General features: G+C 40.0%; 16 protein-coding genes and 1 pseudogene. 6 read left to right on the top strand and 11 right to left on the bottom strand.

Annotated elements, in window-relative coordinates; genetic code table 11:
* Positions 1-243: 243 nt before the first annotated feature.
* The 6 genes from TOL9009_RS0113945 to TOL9009_RS0113920 all read right to left on the bottom strand — a co-directional run bounded on the left by TOL9009_RS0113945 (position 244) and on the right by TOL9009_RS0113920 (position 9,875).
* Entirely contained in the window at positions 244-1,404 is a 1,161-nt protein-coding gene (locus tag TOL9009_RS0113945) for a response regulator (protein WP_029633354.1), read from the bottom strand.
* A gap of 429 nt (positions 1,405-1,833) precedes the next feature.
* Entirely contained in the window at positions 1,834-2,925 is a 1,092-nt protein-coding gene (locus tag TOL9009_RS0113940) for a chemotaxis protein CheW (protein ID WP_029633353.1), read from the bottom strand.
* The gene (locus tag TOL9009_RS39100) at positions 2,897-3,772 is read right to left on the bottom strand and encodes a CheR family methyltransferase (RefSeq protein WP_051502893.1); all 876 of its coding nucleotides are present in this window, start codon (positions 3,770-3,772) and stop codon (positions 2,897-2,899) included. The genes TOL9009_RS0113940 and TOL9009_RS39100 overlap by 29 nt, the downstream gene beginning before the upstream one ends.
* A gap of 17 nt (positions 3,773-3,789) precedes the next feature.
* Complete coding sequence (gene cheB, locus TOL9009_RS0113930; RefSeq protein WP_029633352.1) at positions 3,790-4,851, bottom strand: chemotaxis-specific protein-glutamate methyltransferase CheB; 1,062 nt, start codon at positions 4,849-4,851, stop codon at positions 3,790-3,792.
* Between the two features lie 243 nt (positions 4,852-5,094).
* On the bottom strand, positions 5,095-7,848 hold the full coding sequence (locus TOL9009_RS0113925) for a hybrid sensor histidine kinase/response regulator (protein ID WP_029633351.1): 2,754 nt from the start codon (positions 7,846-7,848) through the stop codon (positions 5,095-5,097).
* Positions 7,849-7,967: 119 nt separating this feature from the next.
* The gene (locus TOL9009_RS0113920) at positions 7,968-9,875 is read right to left on the bottom strand and encodes a methyl-accepting chemotaxis protein (RefSeq protein WP_029633350.1); all 1,908 of its coding nucleotides are present in this window, start codon (positions 9,873-9,875) and stop codon (positions 7,968-7,970) included.
* A 492-nt stretch (positions 9,876-10,367) separates the two neighbouring features.
* Here TOL9009_RS0113920 and TOL9009_RS0113915 point away from each other — a divergent pair, with 492 nt between their 5' ends.
* Together TOL9009_RS0113915 and TOL9009_RS49320 are read left to right on the top strand one after the other, a co-directional pair.
* Entirely contained in the window at positions 10,368-11,099 is a 732-nt protein-coding gene (locus tag TOL9009_RS0113915) for a 16S rRNA (uracil(1498)-N(3))-methyltransferase (protein ID WP_029633349.1), read from the top strand.
* A gap of 117 nt (positions 11,100-11,216) precedes the next feature.
* Positions 11,217-11,342: pseudogene (locus TOL9009_RS49320) on the top strand (tetratricopeptide repeat protein); the annotation flags it as partial.
* Here TOL9009_RS49320 and TOL9009_RS0113910 read toward each other — a convergent pair.
* Positions 11,339-11,872, bottom strand: coding sequence for a hypothetical protein (locus TOL9009_RS0113910; protein ID WP_029633348.1), 534 nt, complete (start codon positions 11,870-11,872; stop codon positions 11,339-11,341). The pseudogene TOL9009_RS49320 and the gene TOL9009_RS0113910 sit on opposite strands and share 4 nt — an antisense overlap.
* Positions 11,873-12,311: 439 nt before the next feature.
* Between TOL9009_RS0113910 and TOL9009_RS0113905 the strand changes: the two genes are divergently transcribed.
* Positions 12,312-12,980 carry an esterase/lipase family protein gene (locus tag TOL9009_RS0113905; RefSeq protein ID WP_029633347.1) on the top strand — a complete coding sequence of 223 codons (669 nt, stop codon included), beginning with the start codon at positions 12,312-12,314 and terminating at the stop codon, positions 12,978-12,980.
* Here the strand turns inward: TOL9009_RS0113905 and TOL9009_RS0113900 are convergent.
* A complete protein-coding gene (locus tag TOL9009_RS0113900; RefSeq protein WP_029633346.1) occupies positions 12,910-13,341 on the bottom strand; it encodes a VOC family protein in 432 nt (143 codons plus the stop codon). The two genes, TOL9009_RS0113905 and TOL9009_RS0113900, sit on opposite strands and share 71 nt — an antisense overlap.
* A 144-nt stretch (positions 13,342-13,485) precedes the next feature.
* On the opposite strand from TOL9009_RS0113900, the gene TOL9009_RS0113895 reads away from it, so the two are divergent.
* The gene (locus TOL9009_RS0113895; RefSeq protein ID WP_029633345.1) at positions 13,486-13,725 is read left to right on the top strand and encodes a hypothetical protein; all 240 of its coding nucleotides are present in this window, start codon (positions 13,486-13,488) and stop codon (positions 13,723-13,725) included.
* A gap of 143 nt (positions 13,726-13,868) precedes the next feature.
* On the opposite strand, the gene TOL9009_RS0113890 is transcribed toward TOL9009_RS0113895, so the two are convergent.
* Entirely contained in the window at positions 13,869-14,141 is a 273-nt protein-coding gene (locus tag TOL9009_RS0113890) for a DUF2442 domain-containing protein (RefSeq protein ID WP_029633344.1), read from the bottom strand.
* 12 nt (positions 14,142-14,153) lie between these two features.
* A complete protein-coding gene (locus TOL9009_RS0113885) occupies positions 14,154-14,402 on the bottom strand; it encodes a DUF4160 domain-containing protein (protein WP_029633343.1) in 249 nt (82 codons plus the stop codon).
* Positions 14,403-14,722: 320 nt separating this feature from the next.
* Between TOL9009_RS0113885 and TOL9009_RS0113880 the strand changes: the two genes are divergently transcribed.
* On the top strand, positions 14,723-15,511 hold the full coding sequence (locus TOL9009_RS0113880) for a TIGR00297 family protein (protein ID WP_029633342.1): 789 nt from the start codon (positions 14,723-14,725) through the stop codon (positions 15,509-15,511).
* A gap of 9 nt (positions 15,512-15,520) precedes the next feature.
* On the opposite strand, the gene TOL9009_RS45600 is transcribed toward TOL9009_RS0113880, so the two are convergent.
* A complete protein-coding gene (locus TOL9009_RS45600; protein ID WP_144238230.1) occupies positions 15,521-15,643 on the bottom strand; it encodes a DUF4351 domain-containing protein in 123 nt (40 codons plus the stop codon).
* 248 nt (positions 15,644-15,891) lie between these two features.
* On the opposite strand from TOL9009_RS45600, the gene TOL9009_RS45595 reads away from it, so the two are divergent.
* On the top strand, positions 15,892-16,080 hold the full coding sequence (locus TOL9009_RS45595; RefSeq protein ID WP_144238229.1) for a hypothetical protein: 189 nt from the start codon (positions 15,892-15,894) through the stop codon (positions 16,078-16,080).
* The last annotated feature ends 126 nt before the right edge of the window (positions 16,081-16,206 follow it).

Raw genomic sequence — 16,206 nt, 5'->3', positions numbered from 1 at the left:
CATTTTCGGGTTTTATATATGTACTTCATTTACCTGAAATCTTCTGTATATTGTAGAGACGTTCCGGTGGAACGTCTTTACTTTACGAGGGTTACGATGTTTCTATTAGTGTTAATTAACCGGACATGATATGAAACTAATCATCAAATTGCAATAATGCTGTAGTACATTCAGTGAAAGTAAAACTTTAAAAAGCCGGATAACAGAGAAACTTTCACATTTTCCTCTGTATCCGGCTTTTTGTTAACCAACTTTAGATGACTTTGATTGCCCAAGATATTTTTGAACAATATATAGCAATTCTTGCGGCTGTGGAGGCTTGCCTAAAAACTCAGTTGCACCAACTACAGTAGCATGGGCGCGATCAATTGGTGTATTTTGACCTGTCAAGATAATAATCGGCGTATCCTTAAAAACGGGAGTGTCTCGCAAAAATTTACAGATACTATAGCCGTCAGCATTTGGCAGAAGCAGGTCTAACAAAATTAAATCAGGCTTGTGTTCGATGAGTTGAGAGAACCCCCGCATCGGTTCTGGAATACTCAACATTTGATATCCGGCTGGGAGCAAGATTTTTTTTAAAGTGTGAGCCAACACGGGACTATCATCAATACAGGCGATTAAAGGTTGTTTCTCGACAAATTTAGGAGGTTGGGTTGTTAATTGGGGGAGTGTTGCCGCAACTGTTTGTTTGACAGTTGGTAATTGTAAATCTGGAATGTTTTGGAATTCCAGCATACCCTTCTCAACCCAAGGAATTAAGGAGAGAGTTACCTCTGTCACCGATTTTTCTTGTTCTAAAGCAATATCCCATAAGGTAAACTGACTGTTGAGATACTTCTGGAAAATTGGGAGCGCTAAAGGTTCTACTCCTGGCTTTAAAACTGGAGCAAGGGTCGGACTGATGTTACCTAAACCAGCAGCTTCCCATTTTTGCTGCATGTTCGTTGCTTTGTTAACAACTGATAGTATTTCCCAAGAAGATAAGGGTATGACCACCATAGAGAGATGCCATATATGCTTTTGCCTGGGTTTCCAGTCCATCTTGAAGTCTGCGTAGCTATTTAGCTCAAAAAAACATTCTTGGACAATATTACGGATTACTAACTTAGCTTGGATAGCGCTCAGTTGCCTTTGACTGATTCCTTGAGCGAGAATCTGACATTCCCAAGGCAAGTCTTTCGACAATTGAGAGGAGTCAACACCCCAGTTCCACTTAGGGCAATGCTGTTTTAAGGCTCTATGCCAACGCCTTACAGGATGCACCTCACTTGTAGCATAGAGTAGTTTACCACAGGTAAGATAAAGATTCCAAACGACTGTATGGTTGCTTAGAATTAGCACTCCATCATTATCATCTTTACTCAGGTTGTCTAATTCTTTAGTCAGCCTTGTTAGTGTCATTTGTAATAAATTAAAAAATTACCGTTTTTATCAATAAAGAAAAATGCTGACCCTGATTTGGTATTTATACGTGTCAAACTTAGAGCTTAAAAAAATAACATTTGGCTCATTTACTGCTCCATACTAAATAAATAGACTCCAAATTATTATGCCGTAGGTTAGACCATAGTTGACTAAATTAAAGTCGAAAATTTTGCAATTAACGAAAATTTTACAGTGAATTAAAAAAAAACTTAACTCGGATTATTGGGAGCATCCCAATGAATGCAAAATCTAACAATATAAGCGTCATTGCGAACGTTCCTCTCTACGAGACGCGCAACGCGAACGCAATGACAGATTAAATTTTATTATTTCATCGAATAATAAAAACTGGGATGCACCCGGATTATTTAAAGTTAGAAAAAGCGGTATTATAATCACAATCAATCAAATAACCTCATCAACGATTAAACCACCGTTAAGGAAGATTTTTGGCAAATCCAGAATGCTCATTATTTTTTCATGATAAAGAACTGTCCCTTGCAGGTATTCATCATTAACTGAATGAATAGCAGTCGTTACTGCTCTTATCTCTCGTGGGTTTAGAGAAAACATCACATCGCAAACTTGTTCTACCATTAAACCAGCAACTATACCCTCAACCTCCACAACCATTGCCTTAGAATTATTAGCTATACCCATCAACGGTAAATTCAACAATCCGCAAATATCAATTAAGGTGAGAATTTCACCTCGCAGATTCATGTTACCGATGATATGCGGTTTCACACAGGGAATAGGAGTTACTTGGCGGATATCTGTAAATTCTCGTACCATTTCTAAATTAATGCCAAAAAAATTACCATTTAAAGCAAATACAGCTAAGGTGATAAAAGTCTTTAAATCCTGACTTTCTGGTGGAAGTCTTAGATTATCAGCTCGTTTGGGAAAAGTTGTTGTTTCTTCCAAAGTTGCATTTGGACAAAAAACAGGCTGTTGAATCAATGACAACTCAGAGCTATTGGCTGGAAATATGTCTGCATTATGATTAGAAATAATTTTTGGTTCTAATAAGTTTTTACTAGACAAAAATTGGTTAATTTCTACATAGTTAAACCAATTATTTGGATTGATAAATATGAAAACATTTGCCGGAATATCAGCAACACCAGCAATAATTTCTCTTTGTTCAATTACCACCAATTCTTGTTCATAAGTAAATTGCGGGGTAATTTTATCTGGGGAGATATTGATGACTTCATAGATTTGATTAACAATGATGCCCAGTCGGAATTCTTGCCATTTTAAAACCACTAGACTATCTGTCAAACGATAGTTTAGTGGTTGAGAACTTAAGGTAAAATTAAAATCCATGACTGGCAGAATATTCCCCCGAATATTAACAAGTCCAACAATTTTATATGGGTTTTCTGCAATGGTTGTTAACTCTGGTAGAGAAAAAAATTCTTCGACGTAAACTTGGCTGATGCCGTAAAGGTAGTTATTTAAACTAAAGGTGAGATAAGAATGTTCTTTCATTTTGTTTATCAAACGCTTTTTTTATATAAACTAGTGATTCGGGAAATAATTTTGTCTCAAAGTGGCTTAAATCCTGAGCAAAAAGTTCTGTATGACCTGCGATCAGATAACCTGATGGTTGGAGGATCTGATTAAATTTATCTAGTACTTTTGCAATGGCTGATTTTTCAAAGTAAATGAAAACATTCCGACAAATAATTAAGTCAAGATTTATCATTTCATTGTGTTCATTGAAATAATCTTTGACTAAATTTACATATTTAAATTTTACCATTTGTTTAATTTGCATATCAAGGTAATATTGATTGTTAAAGTGCAAAAAATATCGCTCCCTTATTTCTGGATCAATGCTTCTTAATGACCAAGGTGTGTAAATTCCTTGTTTAGCTTTTTTCAGTGCTTCTTGATTGATGTCTACACCCAAAATCATCAAGTTCCATTGCTCTGGATAGGGAATAAGTTCTTTCAGGAGAATAGCGAGAGATAATGGTTCTTCTCCATTTGAGCATCCTGCACTACAAATGCGGAGAGTTTTATTATGTTCTTTAGATTGAATTAGTTCTGGAAGAATACGATCGCGTAAAAGTTTAAACTGCTCTTTATCTCGAAAAAAGTAACTTTCAAGATTAGTCAGCAGTAAAACAAGTTGTTGCCATTCTTGATAGCTATATCTTAAAAGCTGATAATACTCTTCTGGAAAGAATATATTGAGAGCTTTCATCCTGACAAATATTTTTTCGCTGAAATCTGCTTGGTCTCGCTCTCTAATCTCTAATCCGGTTTGCTGGGCAATTAACTTAATAAAAGCCTCTGTTAAGGCTACACTTAAAAATTCTGCCTTTGACACTTTATTCTCTCCACATATCAATAAGTTTCATCTTGAAACATAGCCAGTAATCTTGGTGCGATCGCCTGAATTGGTAAAATCTGTTTTGCCGCTCCTAAATTAATTGCTTCTTTAGGCATTCCAAACACCACAGAAGTGGCTTCATCTTGCGCGATAGTAAAACCACCAGCTTGAGCGATCGCTTGCATTCCATCTGCTCCATCTCTACCCATACCACTTAACAATATTCCCACTGTTGCCTTGCCATAAAACTTGGCTACAGACTCAAATGAAACTGTTACAGAAGGTCGATGTCCTGCCACTAGTGGTGAATTAGAGCAAATAAATCGACCCCAAGCATCCAATTCTAAATGCATCTGTTCAGCTGGAAAATAAATCTTTCCTGGTTTTGGTATATCCCCAACTTGAGCAATTTGAATTGTCAATCGGCAACTAGTTGCTAACCAATCAATTAATCCCTCTAAAAAACCGAAACAAATGTGTTGCACACAAATCACTGGCACAGGAAAATCCCCTGATAGCTGAGTGAAAAGTTCTTTCAAGGCTTGGGGACCACCTGTAGATGCACCAATAACTATTATTTTTGGTTGAATGTAGGATTTATAAACAAAATCAGAAAAATTGTCAGCTTCTAAATTCTTTAGTTGAGAGGTGGACTTTCGCTTTTTCCTAAATACTCTTACCCCAGATAGGATTTTTATCTTATTAATCAACTCCCGTTTAAACAACTCATTATCCGCTGCCAGTCCTGCGGTTGGCTTAGGAAAAATATCCACTGCCCCTGCTTCTAAAAGCTGAAAAACATGTTTAGTATCATCTTCCTGCACCGAAACACTAATTACTAGAATTGGTCGAGGATAAAGCTCCATAACTTGAAATGTAAATTCTAAACCATCCATCTGAGGCATATGAAGGTCTGTACAAATGACATCTGGCTCAACTTTGGGAATCAGTGTTAAAGCTTCTAAGCCATTATGAGCTTCTCCCACTACTTCAATCTCCGGTGACGTGTCCAGAATTCTTTTCAGAATTACTAGAGCAATCCGTGAATCTTCAACTAACAAAACTCGAATAGGCATTATTTATGGTTAGGGGTTAGTGGTTAGTTGTTGGTGGTTGGTTGTTGGTGGTTAGTTGTTGGTGGTTGATGGTAAAATTTTATTTAGCCCTGGCGATTAGAAATCGCGGCTACACAGACAAAACCCGCCTACGCGGGTTATTTTATTAAGTCCACGTAGGTGGACTTTGTTTGTGTAGTAGCGATTTCTAATCGCCCAATTTCTTCTATCAACCATCAACCATCAACTATCAACTATCAACCATCAAACAAGTCTTCCTAATATTTCTAATAAAACATCTTGATTAAAATTACTTTTGATGATATATGCATTAGCTCCGGCTTCAGATCCTTTTGCGATATCCTCATCGGTAGCAAGGGTTGTTACTAAAATTATCGGCAATGCTTTATATTCTTGATCCTGACGAATTTTGGCAGTGAGTGACAATCCATCTAAATTGGGCATTTCCACGTCAGATACGACTGCATCAAAGTCACGGGTTTTTAGTTTGTTATAACCATCTAATCCATCCACAGCGATCGCCACTTCATATCCAGCTTTTTCCAAAAGCCGTTTTTCTTGGGTGCGAACGGGGATAGAATCTTCTACTAGGAGAATAACAGGTTTCCTTTGAATTATTTTCCTTGGTTTGATAGAGACTACAGATGTGTTTTGTTGCTGCAATGATTTGAGTAAATCTGGAGGGTTAAGAATCATGCAAACTTCCCCTGAACCGAGAATAGTTGCTCCCATGACATTACGCACCCGTTTTAATAACTGACTTTGGGGTTTGATTACTATCTCTTGAGTATGCTTAATGCGATCGACAAACAAGCCAAATTTTTCTTCTCCCACTTTCAGCAGAATACAAGAACGTAGACGGCTATTTTGTTGTTCTTTTGCGGTGTAAGCAAAAGCAGGAGAGTTTGAAAGTTCCAGCAAATCAGCTAGATTTGCAACAGAAACAGTTTCACCGTCTAAGTCAATAGTTGCTCGATTTTCAGTAATATAAATTTGCTCTTGAGAGATAAGTAAAGTCTTCTGCACAAACTCAATTGGTACAGCATGGACAATACCTTCAACTTCTAAAAGTACTACATTAATGATTCCCAAGGTTGTGTTTAGCTGGATGCGGAAAGTGCATCCTTGTCCGGGGGTTGATTCTATCTGAATATTACCTTGCAGCCGTTCGATGCTCGTGCGTACTACATCCAACCCGATACCTCTGCCAGAAATTTCTGTAATAAAAGTCCGGGTTGAGAAGCCGGAAGCCAAGATTAGGGGATAAATCTGGCTTGGAGTCATAATTTCTAGTTCTTCTGGGCTGTAAAGTCCACGCTTGACTGCGGTTTGTTTTATCTTTTCGATGTCTAGCCCTCGCCCATCGTCTGCCAGTTCAATTATGATGTTAGTGGCGGTTCGGTAGCCTCTAAGCCAAATAGTAGCGATCGCTCTTTTGCCGAGTTGTTCTCGTTCGGCTGGTGTCTCAATGCCATGATCGATCGCATTGCGAACCATGTGCATCAAGGAATCTTTGATTTCTTCGAGGATGCGTTTATCAGCGGTTGTTTCTCCTCCTTCAATAATTAATTCCACTTGTTTTGATTGTTGTCTGGCTAAATCCCTAACTATGCGGGGTAGCAACTGAAATACGGTGGATAGGGGTACAAGCCGTAGGGTGTAAATTTTTTCTCTTAATTCCCCAACGATAATGTCTAGTTTGGTGCTGTTTTCCTGAGTTGAAATTCTCAGAGAGTTGATCGTTTTTTCTAGGCGTTCTACGTAGGGATTAGTATTTAAGAATGAAGAATCAAGATATTTTTCTTGGCTAGAAACAGCTTTCCAATCTTCCCACAAAGTTGCCATTGCCTCAATTTCAGTGGCAGTATGGGCTATAGCGGTTTTGGTAAGTGTTAGTTCTTCAGCTTGTGACATTAAAGCATCGAAATGGCGAGTTTGAACGCGAATGGTGTCGATATTGTAGGGTTGAGCAATTTCAGCCTTGTCAAGCTGAGTTGCTGTTTTCACAGGAAGTGGTAGGGACTCCTGAATAGTTGGTGTAGAAACTGCTCCGAGCAACTGGTCAAGTATTTGTTCGGTATCAATTCCACTCGATTCACCGGTTACAGCTTCGTATACTAAAAGACCGATCGCATCTAATCCTTGATAAAGGCGATCGCACACATCTGGGCTGAAAATTATCTCGCTTGTTTTGATACCTAAGAAAATCTCTTCAACTTGATGGGTGAGAATGACAACATTTTCTACCCCAACACTTCTAGAATCTCCTTTAAGGCTGTGAGCTTCCCGCAACAAATGTTCTAAAATAGCTTCGTCTGATGGATGCTTTTGGAGATATTGCAAACCATTTGCCAGTTTGTCTAAATGTTCTTCGCTAGCAACTTGATAAATATCTCGCAGTTCTTCATCTTGTATAAAGTTTAATGCTGGTTGGGGAGCATTGTCGTTGATTTGTGCTGTGGGGGTGGTTGTGGTAAGTAGTGTTTGCGGTTCTTGTTCAACTTCTGGAGCGATTTCAACTAAAGTCAGCGTCGTGGGCAGATTCTCCAGACTAGTTACAAGAATGGGAGGAAGCTCGATTGAAGCAACTTCCGTACCAGTGTCGTGTATTTGTGGCTCCAAAAATACTTGCATCAACTGGTCAAGTATCTGTTCGGTGTCAACCCCAGTCGATTCACCGGTTACAGCTTCGTATATCAATAGACCGATCGCATCTAATCCGTAAGTCATGCGATCGCACACATCTGGGCTGAAAATAATCTCTCGCCGTTTAATGCTTAAGAAAATCTCTTCAACTTGATGGGTGAGGGTAGCTACATTTTCTACCCCGACAATTTTCGAGTCTCCTTTGAGGCTGTGAGCTTCTCGCCGCAACCGTTCCAAGGTAGCTTCATCTAATGGGTGTTTTTGTAGATGCAGCAAACCTGCTTCCAGTTTCTGCAAACATTCTTCGCCAGAAATTTTATATAGATTTCGGAGTTCTTCATCTTCTATCATTTTTCGGTAATACTACAGAAATAAGGCAGTATATATTTTGACTCTCTTAGACATCGACCGAATTGAAATATGTGTTATCCAGAATCTCTAGAGACGTTACATGTAACGTCTCTACATTACTACACCATCTGCTTAAGAGTCCGAGCAGCTTTGTTAAGTTGCTCAGTACCATATCTGGTTTGACTGATGCCAGTGGCAGCTTCTTTTGCCCCCTTATTGATGTTATTCATCGCTTCGACGACTTGTTGAATGGCATCTAATTGCTGCTTCAGATTTAGCGATATTTGTTGATTGTTAAAAGCCATGTGGTTGACGGCTTTCGACACCCCTGCGAAGGCTTGATCTGTATTTTGAGCGATTTGCACCCCCGTTTTTACTGTCTTCGTGCCTTCCTCTGTCACCATCACCGTGGAATTAATCGCTTTTTGGATATTAAAAACCAGGAGATTAATTTTTTCGGCAGATTTTTGACTTTGGTCGGATAATCTGCGAATCTCATTCGCAACTACGGCAAAGCCTTTACCATATTCTCCAGCGCGGACAGCTTCAACTGATGAATTTAGTGCCAACATATTAGTTTGGTTTGCCAAGTCAGAAACAATCTGGGAGATGCTGCCAATTTGACTGGCTTGCTCGGAAAGATGTACAATTTGTTCGGCGATCGCTCCCACTTTATTTTCCAAGGTGAACATTCCTTCGAGGGTTTCTCCTACTGCTTGGGTGCCTTTTTCTGCCAACGCTAAAGCTTGCTGTGCGGCAACTGCGGCAGATGCAGCTTGCTCAGATGACTGTCGGCAAGAAGCTTTAAGTTCATCCATTGTGGTGGTGGTTTCATTCACCGAAGCAGCTTGCTGATTAGCTACACGTTCTTGCTGTTCTATGGTACAGAAAGTTTGCTGGCTAGAGGTGGATATTCCATTCACCAGTTGCTTAATTAGATTTACCAGTTGCCGTGCGCGATAAATTCCCAGTGGCAGCACCACGGCAAGAGAAAGCAGAATAATGAAGATAGCGACGGTTTTAAAGGAGTTAATGGCAGCAAAAACGCTATTTTTTGGAACTTTATTGATCGCTACCAAGAATTCCGGCTGCTTTGGACTGGGATCAACCTTATGGTAGGTGAAGAGATAGTCTCCCTTGTCAATAAATCCCTGTTCATTACCCAAGATTTGCTTGGCAACTTCTTGCGAATAATCTTTTTCTAATTTCTCATTATTGCGGAACTCAAACCCCCATTCCTTTTTCGGGTTGGGATGGGAAATGTAGTAGCCTTCTTGATTGACTAGAAAGTTTTCTTTGCCTTTATATTTATTTTTCTCGTCTGCCTGTTGATTATCCTCTTTAAAAGGTTTTATAAATTGGTTAGCAAATACATTGGCGATCGCAATTCCTCTATTTTGACCCGAAACGTCAAAAATTGGTGTAGCGTAGCGAATCACTGGTTTAAAAGGTCGTTCAATTTGACCCCGTTCCTGGTTCAAATTCACTGGTGAGACATAGAAACTACCAACAGGCAACTTCATCGTGTCGCTAAAATATGGTCTATCTGCCTTGTTTTGCAGCTCGGCTTTGGGGATAACTTTGATGTTAGTGCCATCAGAATCAACTCGCACTAATTCGTTGCCCTGTTCGTCTATGTACCGCAACTGCATATAATGCGGCTTCTGCTGCATCATGGCACTAAAGGTAGCCTCCAACTGCTCAACCCAGGCGTTATAAGAATTACCTTGCGGGTCTACTCCCCCACTGGCTTTAGCTTTGATAATACCTTTAATCGGGGGAGTTTTGCTCAAGAATAAAACATCATCACTAACACCATCTAAAAATGCATTGATATTTCTGGCTTCTTTGGCTGACTCAACCTCCAGTTGCTGTTTAGCGACTTCCGATAAGGCGGTAGTGGAAGAAGAAATACCATACAATCCCACAATAGAGACGGGAATAATGGTGCTTAAAAGCAGCAGGAGTATGATTTGATTTTGCAGTTTCAGTTGATTAGGAAATTTTCGGAAAAATTGTTTAAACATCGCTGGTGAGTTACAACTAAAGAATTCCCCAAGAAAATCCATCCCTCTTTAAAAGATGGGATCGAAGGTGAGTAAATCAGGATTATTCAATTACCCAAGCAAATATCCATACCCTAGTAAATATACTAAGGTAAGTATTTGACCCAAGATCCCTACCAGAAACATCTAGTAAGTTACCTAATTAGATATGCAATGCAGAAAGCACCCTAAAAATATTTTAGCCACTTAGATAACACTGAGTTAAAAGCAGCGTTTTTGAGGCAAGCAAATATCAAGCTTTTGCTACCCAAGTGTCCAAGAAACTGTCAGCACCCAAAACTGTTTAGTAGACTTCGCTGATCATACATCAATCTAAGTGGAAATAAGCAGCAGTGCAGTAGGTTGTATTGCAAAATTTTTAAGAAGATGAAAACTGACCCAGGCAATCTAATCACACAAATGTAGAGACTTAGCACAGAATAGTCTCTACGTCTCTACCGTGCGTAAAATTACATGGCTCAACTGCAAAGAATCGCGATAACTTCGTTAAGCTCCGCTAACGCACTTGATCAACTTCAACAAAATCAAATTCTGCTCACATCGCAACAGCAACATTACTTAAGTCGCGTATTACGGTTGCAAAAAGGCGATCGCTTTATTGCAATGGATGGTATCGGTAAATGCTGGTTAGCGCAGTTAGAAGGGGAAGAAGCGCAAATTTTAGAATTATTGACAGTAGAAACCGAATTACCTGTATCTATTACACTGGTGGTAGCCTTGCCCAAAGGTAATGGATTTGATGAAGTCGTGCGCTGTTGTACAGAATTAGGTGTAGCTTGTATTGTTCCGGTAATGAGCGATCGCACTTTACTCAACCCCAGTCCCCAAAAACTCGAACGCTGGCGTAGAATTGCTTCTGAAGCAGCCGAACAATCAGAGCGTTCTTTTGTCCCAACAATATTAGAACCTATTTCCTTTAACGCTGCTCTATCATCATTTCCCACAAATCACAAATATATTTGTGAGGGACGGGGCAACTACCCCCATTTAAAAAATTGCCTGCACAACCAAGGAGAAATGTCAATAGTTATTGCCACCGGTCCAGAAGGGGGATGGACAGAAAAAGAACTTGACAACGCTATTCAAGCCGGCTTTCAACCAGTTTCCCTTGGTCGTCGCATCCTCAGAGCAGTCACAGCCCCGATTGTGGCATTGTCCCTAATTTCCGCAGCTTGTGAAGTTTGAACAGGGTGTAGGGGGTAGGGTGTAGGGTGTAGGGTATGAATTTGATGGGGATTCAAACCCCAGTTTAGGAACCCCACACAAGATTGAAGGAATACGTCGTTATGCTATTCAACGTTTTCCTTATTAGATCAAACAGAAATGCTGGGTCAAATTCAGTCTCACATTCACCTATTTCGTAGGGAAAAGACTAATTGGGACCCAGCATTTCATTTATATAGCGGACTGATATTTGTCAAGGGTTAACCAGGAGTTTTCACACTCCGTGCCATGTCCAAGAAAGAAGTCATGTTTGCACCAGGACGACGACGACCGTTAGAGCTTGTAGCCGAAGGAGCTAGGTACTTGGGAGCAAAAGTAGTTTCAGTTGGTATCTTCGCAACTTTGCTGGCTGCGGGTGTTAGCTCTGGTTTAGGTTCAGCCTTAGGAGCCTTGCCATTTTTAGAAGCTTTGACTGACTTGGAGTCGGCTTTAGAAGCAGCAGCTTTTGTTCCATTCGATGACGCTGCGGCTTTTGATGGAACTGTTTCCACTTCTTTTTTAGAATCAGATACAACTGTTTCGACTGCTTTTTTAGCCTCAGTTGCAACTTTTTCTGCTGCTTTTTGAGTGTTTGCTGCTACTTCTTTTGCTGCCTCTTTAACAGTCTCTAACGGCTTGATACTCTTTGCCTCGTCTAACTCTAAAAAGTAGCCGTTGTCTTTTTTCTTACCTGGTAATAGCCCAGTAATAAAACCCAGAATTCCCGCGATTAAGTTTTTGATAAATCCGAACATTACAATTACTCCTGCTCTTTATATTTGGAAACCCAACGCAATTGTGAAAAATTACGTCAAAATGTTACATTTTATGAAAATTTTGTTTACTGACCGATTTACTGGTGTCACCGTGAGTATGTGACATTCCTCATCCGTCTGTGCCGATCTACATTCTAACTAATAAGAGTATAGGACAAACGTTTTCAACTCTTTTTCGCAACTCGCGGAGCAACTCTGTGTGCTGAGAATTTATTATTAAATTTTATTGTAACTGAGAGCAAGTTTCTGAAAGTTGACTTAACAAAAATTAATATTCTGCACGAAAACTTAAGTAACTGACTGTCGAAATTGGTTGCCTGTGAACCAGTAGAGTGAGTGTCATAGTCTGTTAGGGCGATCGCCATCGCCCTCGGTTAAAATTTCTACATAATTAGATAAGATTAGACATATTTTGGATATGAATACTGAGACGCAGCAACGCAATACCGTGGTATTGGTACATGGTATTAACGATACGGGGCAAGTTTTCCAGACAATGGCGACCTACCTGAGAAAGCGGGGATGGTCTGTGTATACTTTAGATTTAATCCCGAATAATGGTGATTTTGGTCTGGAAAAATTGGCACAGCAAGTTGCTGATTATATTGCCGATACCTTTGCCGCAGAACAACCACTAGATATAGTTGGTTTTAGCATGGGGGGAATTATCAGCCGTTACTATGTGCAGCGACTGGGGGGAATTAATCGCATACAGCGGTTTATTACAATATCTTCGCCCCATAATGGGACTGCGATCGCTTATGCTTCCCTACGTCCTGGATGCTTGCAAATGCGTCCTAACAGCGCATTTCTCCAAGATTTGAATAGTGACGTAGCCATGTTAAAGCAATTGAATTTTACCTCAATCTGGACACCGTATGATTTAATGATTGTGCCGGCAGATAGTTCGCGTCTTCCACTAGGAACAGAGGTGATAGTACCATCAAGGCTGCACCCTTGGATGTTAACCGACTCACGCTGTTTAGCAGCAGTAGCAGAAGCATTAACAGCACCAATTAATTCCGGTCGCCAATTTGGGCATATTCAGAACTTGCAAAAATCGCTTCTGGGTAACGATAATACTTAAATTCCATTAAGTTATGAAAAGGATCTTCTAAAAAGAAAGTGCGGTGTTCTAGAGGAGAACCGACAAAGCGGTGTTTGGCTTCTTCAAAGAAAAGTAGCTCTCTTTGTTGCGATCGCCTTAATAAATCCTCCCAATCACCTTCAGCACTAAAAATTAGCCCAAAGTGTCTGGGATAGATACCGCGTTGGGGTGTTAAAGGTTCTTTGGTCATGTGTGCTACCAATTGATGACCATAGAGATTGAGAATCAGCGCGTGCTTATTTTCGCGACCAGCAACGCAACCCAACCCATCGACATAATATATCTTGGTTTGGGCAATGTCAGTAACCGGGAAAGCGAGATGAAATAATATTTGGTTCATAATTGGCGCCTTGTGTTGATACTTACAATTTATCGAACAAAGCTTTGTTGGGTTGTAAATGCGATCGCTATGGGGAAGTAGAGCTTTTAGAATGAAAGTACCATAAGAGACAATAAAAGTAGTAACACTCAAAGGTGAAGACAAATGAGTCCAGAACAAGAATTATTAGCAAAATGGCGATCGCTTGACAAAGAAAAACAAGAAGAAGTTCTAGATTTTGTCGAATTTCTTCACTTGAAAAAATCTGGAAACAAAGCCCCCTTGGGAGAACGTTTGCGGCAAATTCGCGCTCTTATTGTTGCTTATGGTAAACATTTATTAGATGAAAATGAAATAGAAAAAGAACTTGCCAGTCGCAGAGGTGGGCTACAGGATAGAGGGTAATGAAAATAACTTATATTGATTCAGGAGTAGGGTGCGTTAGCGACGAAAGTACGGCACCTTTTCAAATGTCGCCCCCTCAGCCGCTATACTCTAAACCAGAGAGCGATCGCAATTACAAATAATACAAAAACCCAGTTGCGATCCTACACGGTAACTGAGCGATCACCTTCTGCTACCGTCATGCCATTTTTCCAAAGCTCATACTCACTCAGATCAATATCTTCATTCCACACAATCCCATAACCCCCTTGCTCAATCTTAAAGTTCTTGAAAAAAGCAGGTTGACGAAGTGGAGCAAACATGGGATTTTCTAAAAGATGGACAATATCATATTTCTTGACTTCGTGATTGGTGAATTCAATTACCAAGGTGCGATCATCAATTGCTTTTGCTTGGCAAATTCGAGGACATTTCATACTATTTTTACTCTACTTTAGAGGAGGTAGTTTACGAAACTCTTGAGTATTCCACATCTGTAAAAGATCCTGCTGGTATAAAGTTGCCCACTCTAGAACTAATTTCTGAGCGCGACTTGGCAAATCTCCTTCAATGATTTCCAGTGATTCAATGCTTACTAAGGCATTGTAATCACCATAGATTGCATGAAAATGAGGCGGAGGGTGATCCCCAAAAAACACCTTTATCACAATTCCGTAGAACCTTGTAATCTCTGGCATAATTCGTTCAAGCACAACTACTGACTTATCCTAATTCTATCAAAGCCTGCTTTATGGTAAGAGATAGGGTTTGTAAAGAGCGATCGCACTCAAGTGATCGCTTTTTGTTTATGGCAGATTAGGGAGACCGATCGCTTTGGGGATGTTGTAAGTGCGATCGCAAGAGCGTTAAACTCTTCATTTAGGCGAATGATTTAGACAAAATTGTTCAAGATGCTGATCAAATAGCATCTTAGTATAGTTTAGCTGCTATGGACGCGCTTCATCTCTAAAATGGTTATAGTGTTAATGTTTTGCCAAAACGACGGGTGATGTATTTAATGCTTTCTTTTATTTCTTCTTTAAATCCGTGGCTAGTGGGAGCAGGATTGAATACGGTTTTATTAGGCATAGTTTTTATTGCTCCCAAAAAACTGCTTACCCCAGCTGGTTTACTGCACGCTTGGTTTTTGGGTGTGCTGCTTTGGGGAACCCTTGGCTGGCAAGGATATGTAGTAGTAATGTTCTACTTTATTGTTGGTTCTGCGGTTACACGTATTGGGATGAAGCAAAAAGAAGCAGAGGGAATTGCCGAAAAGCGTTCTGGGGCAAGAGGTCCAGAAAACGTTTGGGGTTCAGCTTTAACTGGAGCGTTGTGTGCTTTGGCAATCGGGTTAATAAATTGGGGATTTATTTCAATTTCTCAGTCCGCATTCCCCAATCCTCAATCGCTCCTCCTATTAGGTTTTGTTGCTAGTTTCAGCACCAAACTTTCTGATACCTGCGCTAGCGAAGTTGGTAAAGCTTATGGTAAAAGCACCTTTTTGATTACTACACTGCAACCAGTGCCACGGGGGACAGAAGGAGCGGTGAGCTTAGAAGGAACTCTTGCTGGAATGCTTGCTTCTGCTGCGATCGCCTTTCTTGCTTGGGGTATCGGTTTAATTAATATACTCGGTGTAGTTTGGTGTATTCTGGCAGCCTTTATTGCCACTAACATAGAAAGTGTCATTGGCGCGACTTTGCAATCTAAATATACATGGTTAACTAACGAAGTCGTCAATATATTGAATACATTAATTGGTGCGATCGCTGCAATGATATTCGCCTTAATCTGGATAAGTCTGTAGACGCAATTTCTAGAGTTTGAATTGAACTTGTAAATCAGCCGGAATAGTTCCCAACCGTCGATTTAGCTCCCGCAGAACAAGCTTTAATTCACCTTGTTGAAAAATATCTTGATAAATTACAGACTCTCGCATACTTTCACCTTGAAAAAGATGGATGCAGGTGTTTCCCCTAACAACCAAGTAGCAAAATTAGCCGGATAAGTTTCTGCCAATAGTTTGCAGAGATTATCAAAGGACATAAGGCAGAGGGGGGGAAAGGGGAAAGGGGAAGGGGTAAAGGGTAGGAGTTATTTGAAATTAGTCGATTGGTCTATTTTTACTTCAACATTTCCCTTTTTTCCTTTCCCCTTTACCCCTAGAGTGATAAAGATGAGTTATTCTTGGCAGGAAAACCAGGGGATTACACTTACGAAGATGTCGCTGGAAATCTGCGGATATCTGAAGTGCGATTATTAAGTGAGCGCGATCGCCCTTCATTTTGTCAGCAGCGATATGGAAATAGCAAACAACGAACATTATCCTGGGAATGGCTGTTTTGTCGTCTCAAAGAGAAGATTTACCTAATTTAACTTAGATGTTTACTCATTAAATATTTTATAGAGTGAGGTTACACTACAATTGGCAGTTAACCAAGTTCAAAATATGCCAGATTGATTTCCAAATCTCAGTATACTTTTATAGTTGAATTTACGTAA

This window comes from [Scytonema hofmanni] UTEX 2349 (assembly GCF_000582685.1).
GTDB lineage: Bacteria > Cyanobacteriota > Cyanobacteriia > Cyanobacteriales > Nostocaceae > Hassallia > Hassallia hofmanni.
The sequence above is the reverse complement of the archived record's forward strand: the minus strand, read 5'-3'. Positions and strand labels throughout refer to the sequence as shown.

What these genes read in the sequence shown, in the direction of transcription:
- TOL9009_RS0113900 (WP_029633346.1), bottom strand. Translation starts at nt 13,341, where the DNA reads ATGAACCAAATATTATTTCATCTCGCTTTCCCGGTTACTGACATTGCC.
- TOL9009_RS0113895 (WP_029633345.1), top strand. Translation starts at nt 13,486, where the DNA reads ATGAGTCCAGAACAAGAATTATTAGCAAAATGGCGATCGCTTGACAAA.
- TOL9009_RS0113905 (WP_029633347.1), top strand. Translation starts at nt 12,312, where the DNA reads ATGAATACTGAGACGCAGCAACGCAATACCGTGGTATTGGTACATGGT.
- TOL9009_RS0113920 (WP_029633350.1), bottom strand. Translation starts at nt 9,875, where the DNA reads ATGTTTAAACAATTTTTCCGAAAATTTCCTAATCAACTGAAACTGCAA.
- TOL9009_RS0113945 (WP_029633354.1), bottom strand. Translation starts at nt 1,404, where the DNA reads ATGACACTAACAAGGCTGACTAAAGAATTAGACAACCTGAGTAAAGAT.
- TOL9009_RS0113940 (WP_029633353.1), bottom strand. Translation starts at nt 2,925, where the DNA reads ATGAAAGAACATTCTTATCTCACCTTTAGTTTAAATAACTACCTTTAC.
- TOL9009_RS45600 (WP_144238230.1), bottom strand. Translation starts at nt 15,643, where the DNA reads ATGCGAGAGTCTGTAATTTATCAAGATATTTTTCAACAAGGTGAATTA.
- TOL9009_RS0113915 (WP_029633349.1), top strand. Translation starts at nt 10,368, where the DNA reads ATGGCTCAACTGCAAAGAATCGCGATAACTTCGTTAAGCTCCGCTAAC.
- cheB (WP_029633352.1), bottom strand. Translation starts at nt 4,851, where the DNA reads ATGCCTATTCGAGTTTTGTTAGTTGAAGATTCACGGATTGCTCTAGTA.
- TOL9009_RS0113885 (WP_029633343.1), bottom strand. Translation starts at nt 14,402, where the DNA reads ATGCCAGAGATTACAAGGTTCTACGGAATTGTGATAAAGGTGTTTTTT.
- TOL9009_RS0113890 (WP_029633344.1), bottom strand. Translation starts at nt 14,141, where the DNA reads ATGAAATGTCCTCGAATTTGCCAAGCAAAAGCAATTGATGATCGCACC.
- TOL9009_RS0113925 (WP_029633351.1), bottom strand. Translation starts at nt 7,848, where the DNA reads ATGATAGAAGATGAAGAACTCCGAAATCTATATAAAATTTCTGGCGAA.
- TOL9009_RS0113910 (WP_029633348.1), bottom strand. Translation starts at nt 11,872, where the DNA reads ATGTTCGGATTTATCAAAAACTTAATCGCGGGAATTCTGGGTTTTATT.
- TOL9009_RS0113880 (WP_029633342.1), top strand. Translation starts at nt 14,723, where the DNA reads ATGCTTTCTTTTATTTCTTCTTTAAATCCGTGGCTAGTGGGAGCAGGA.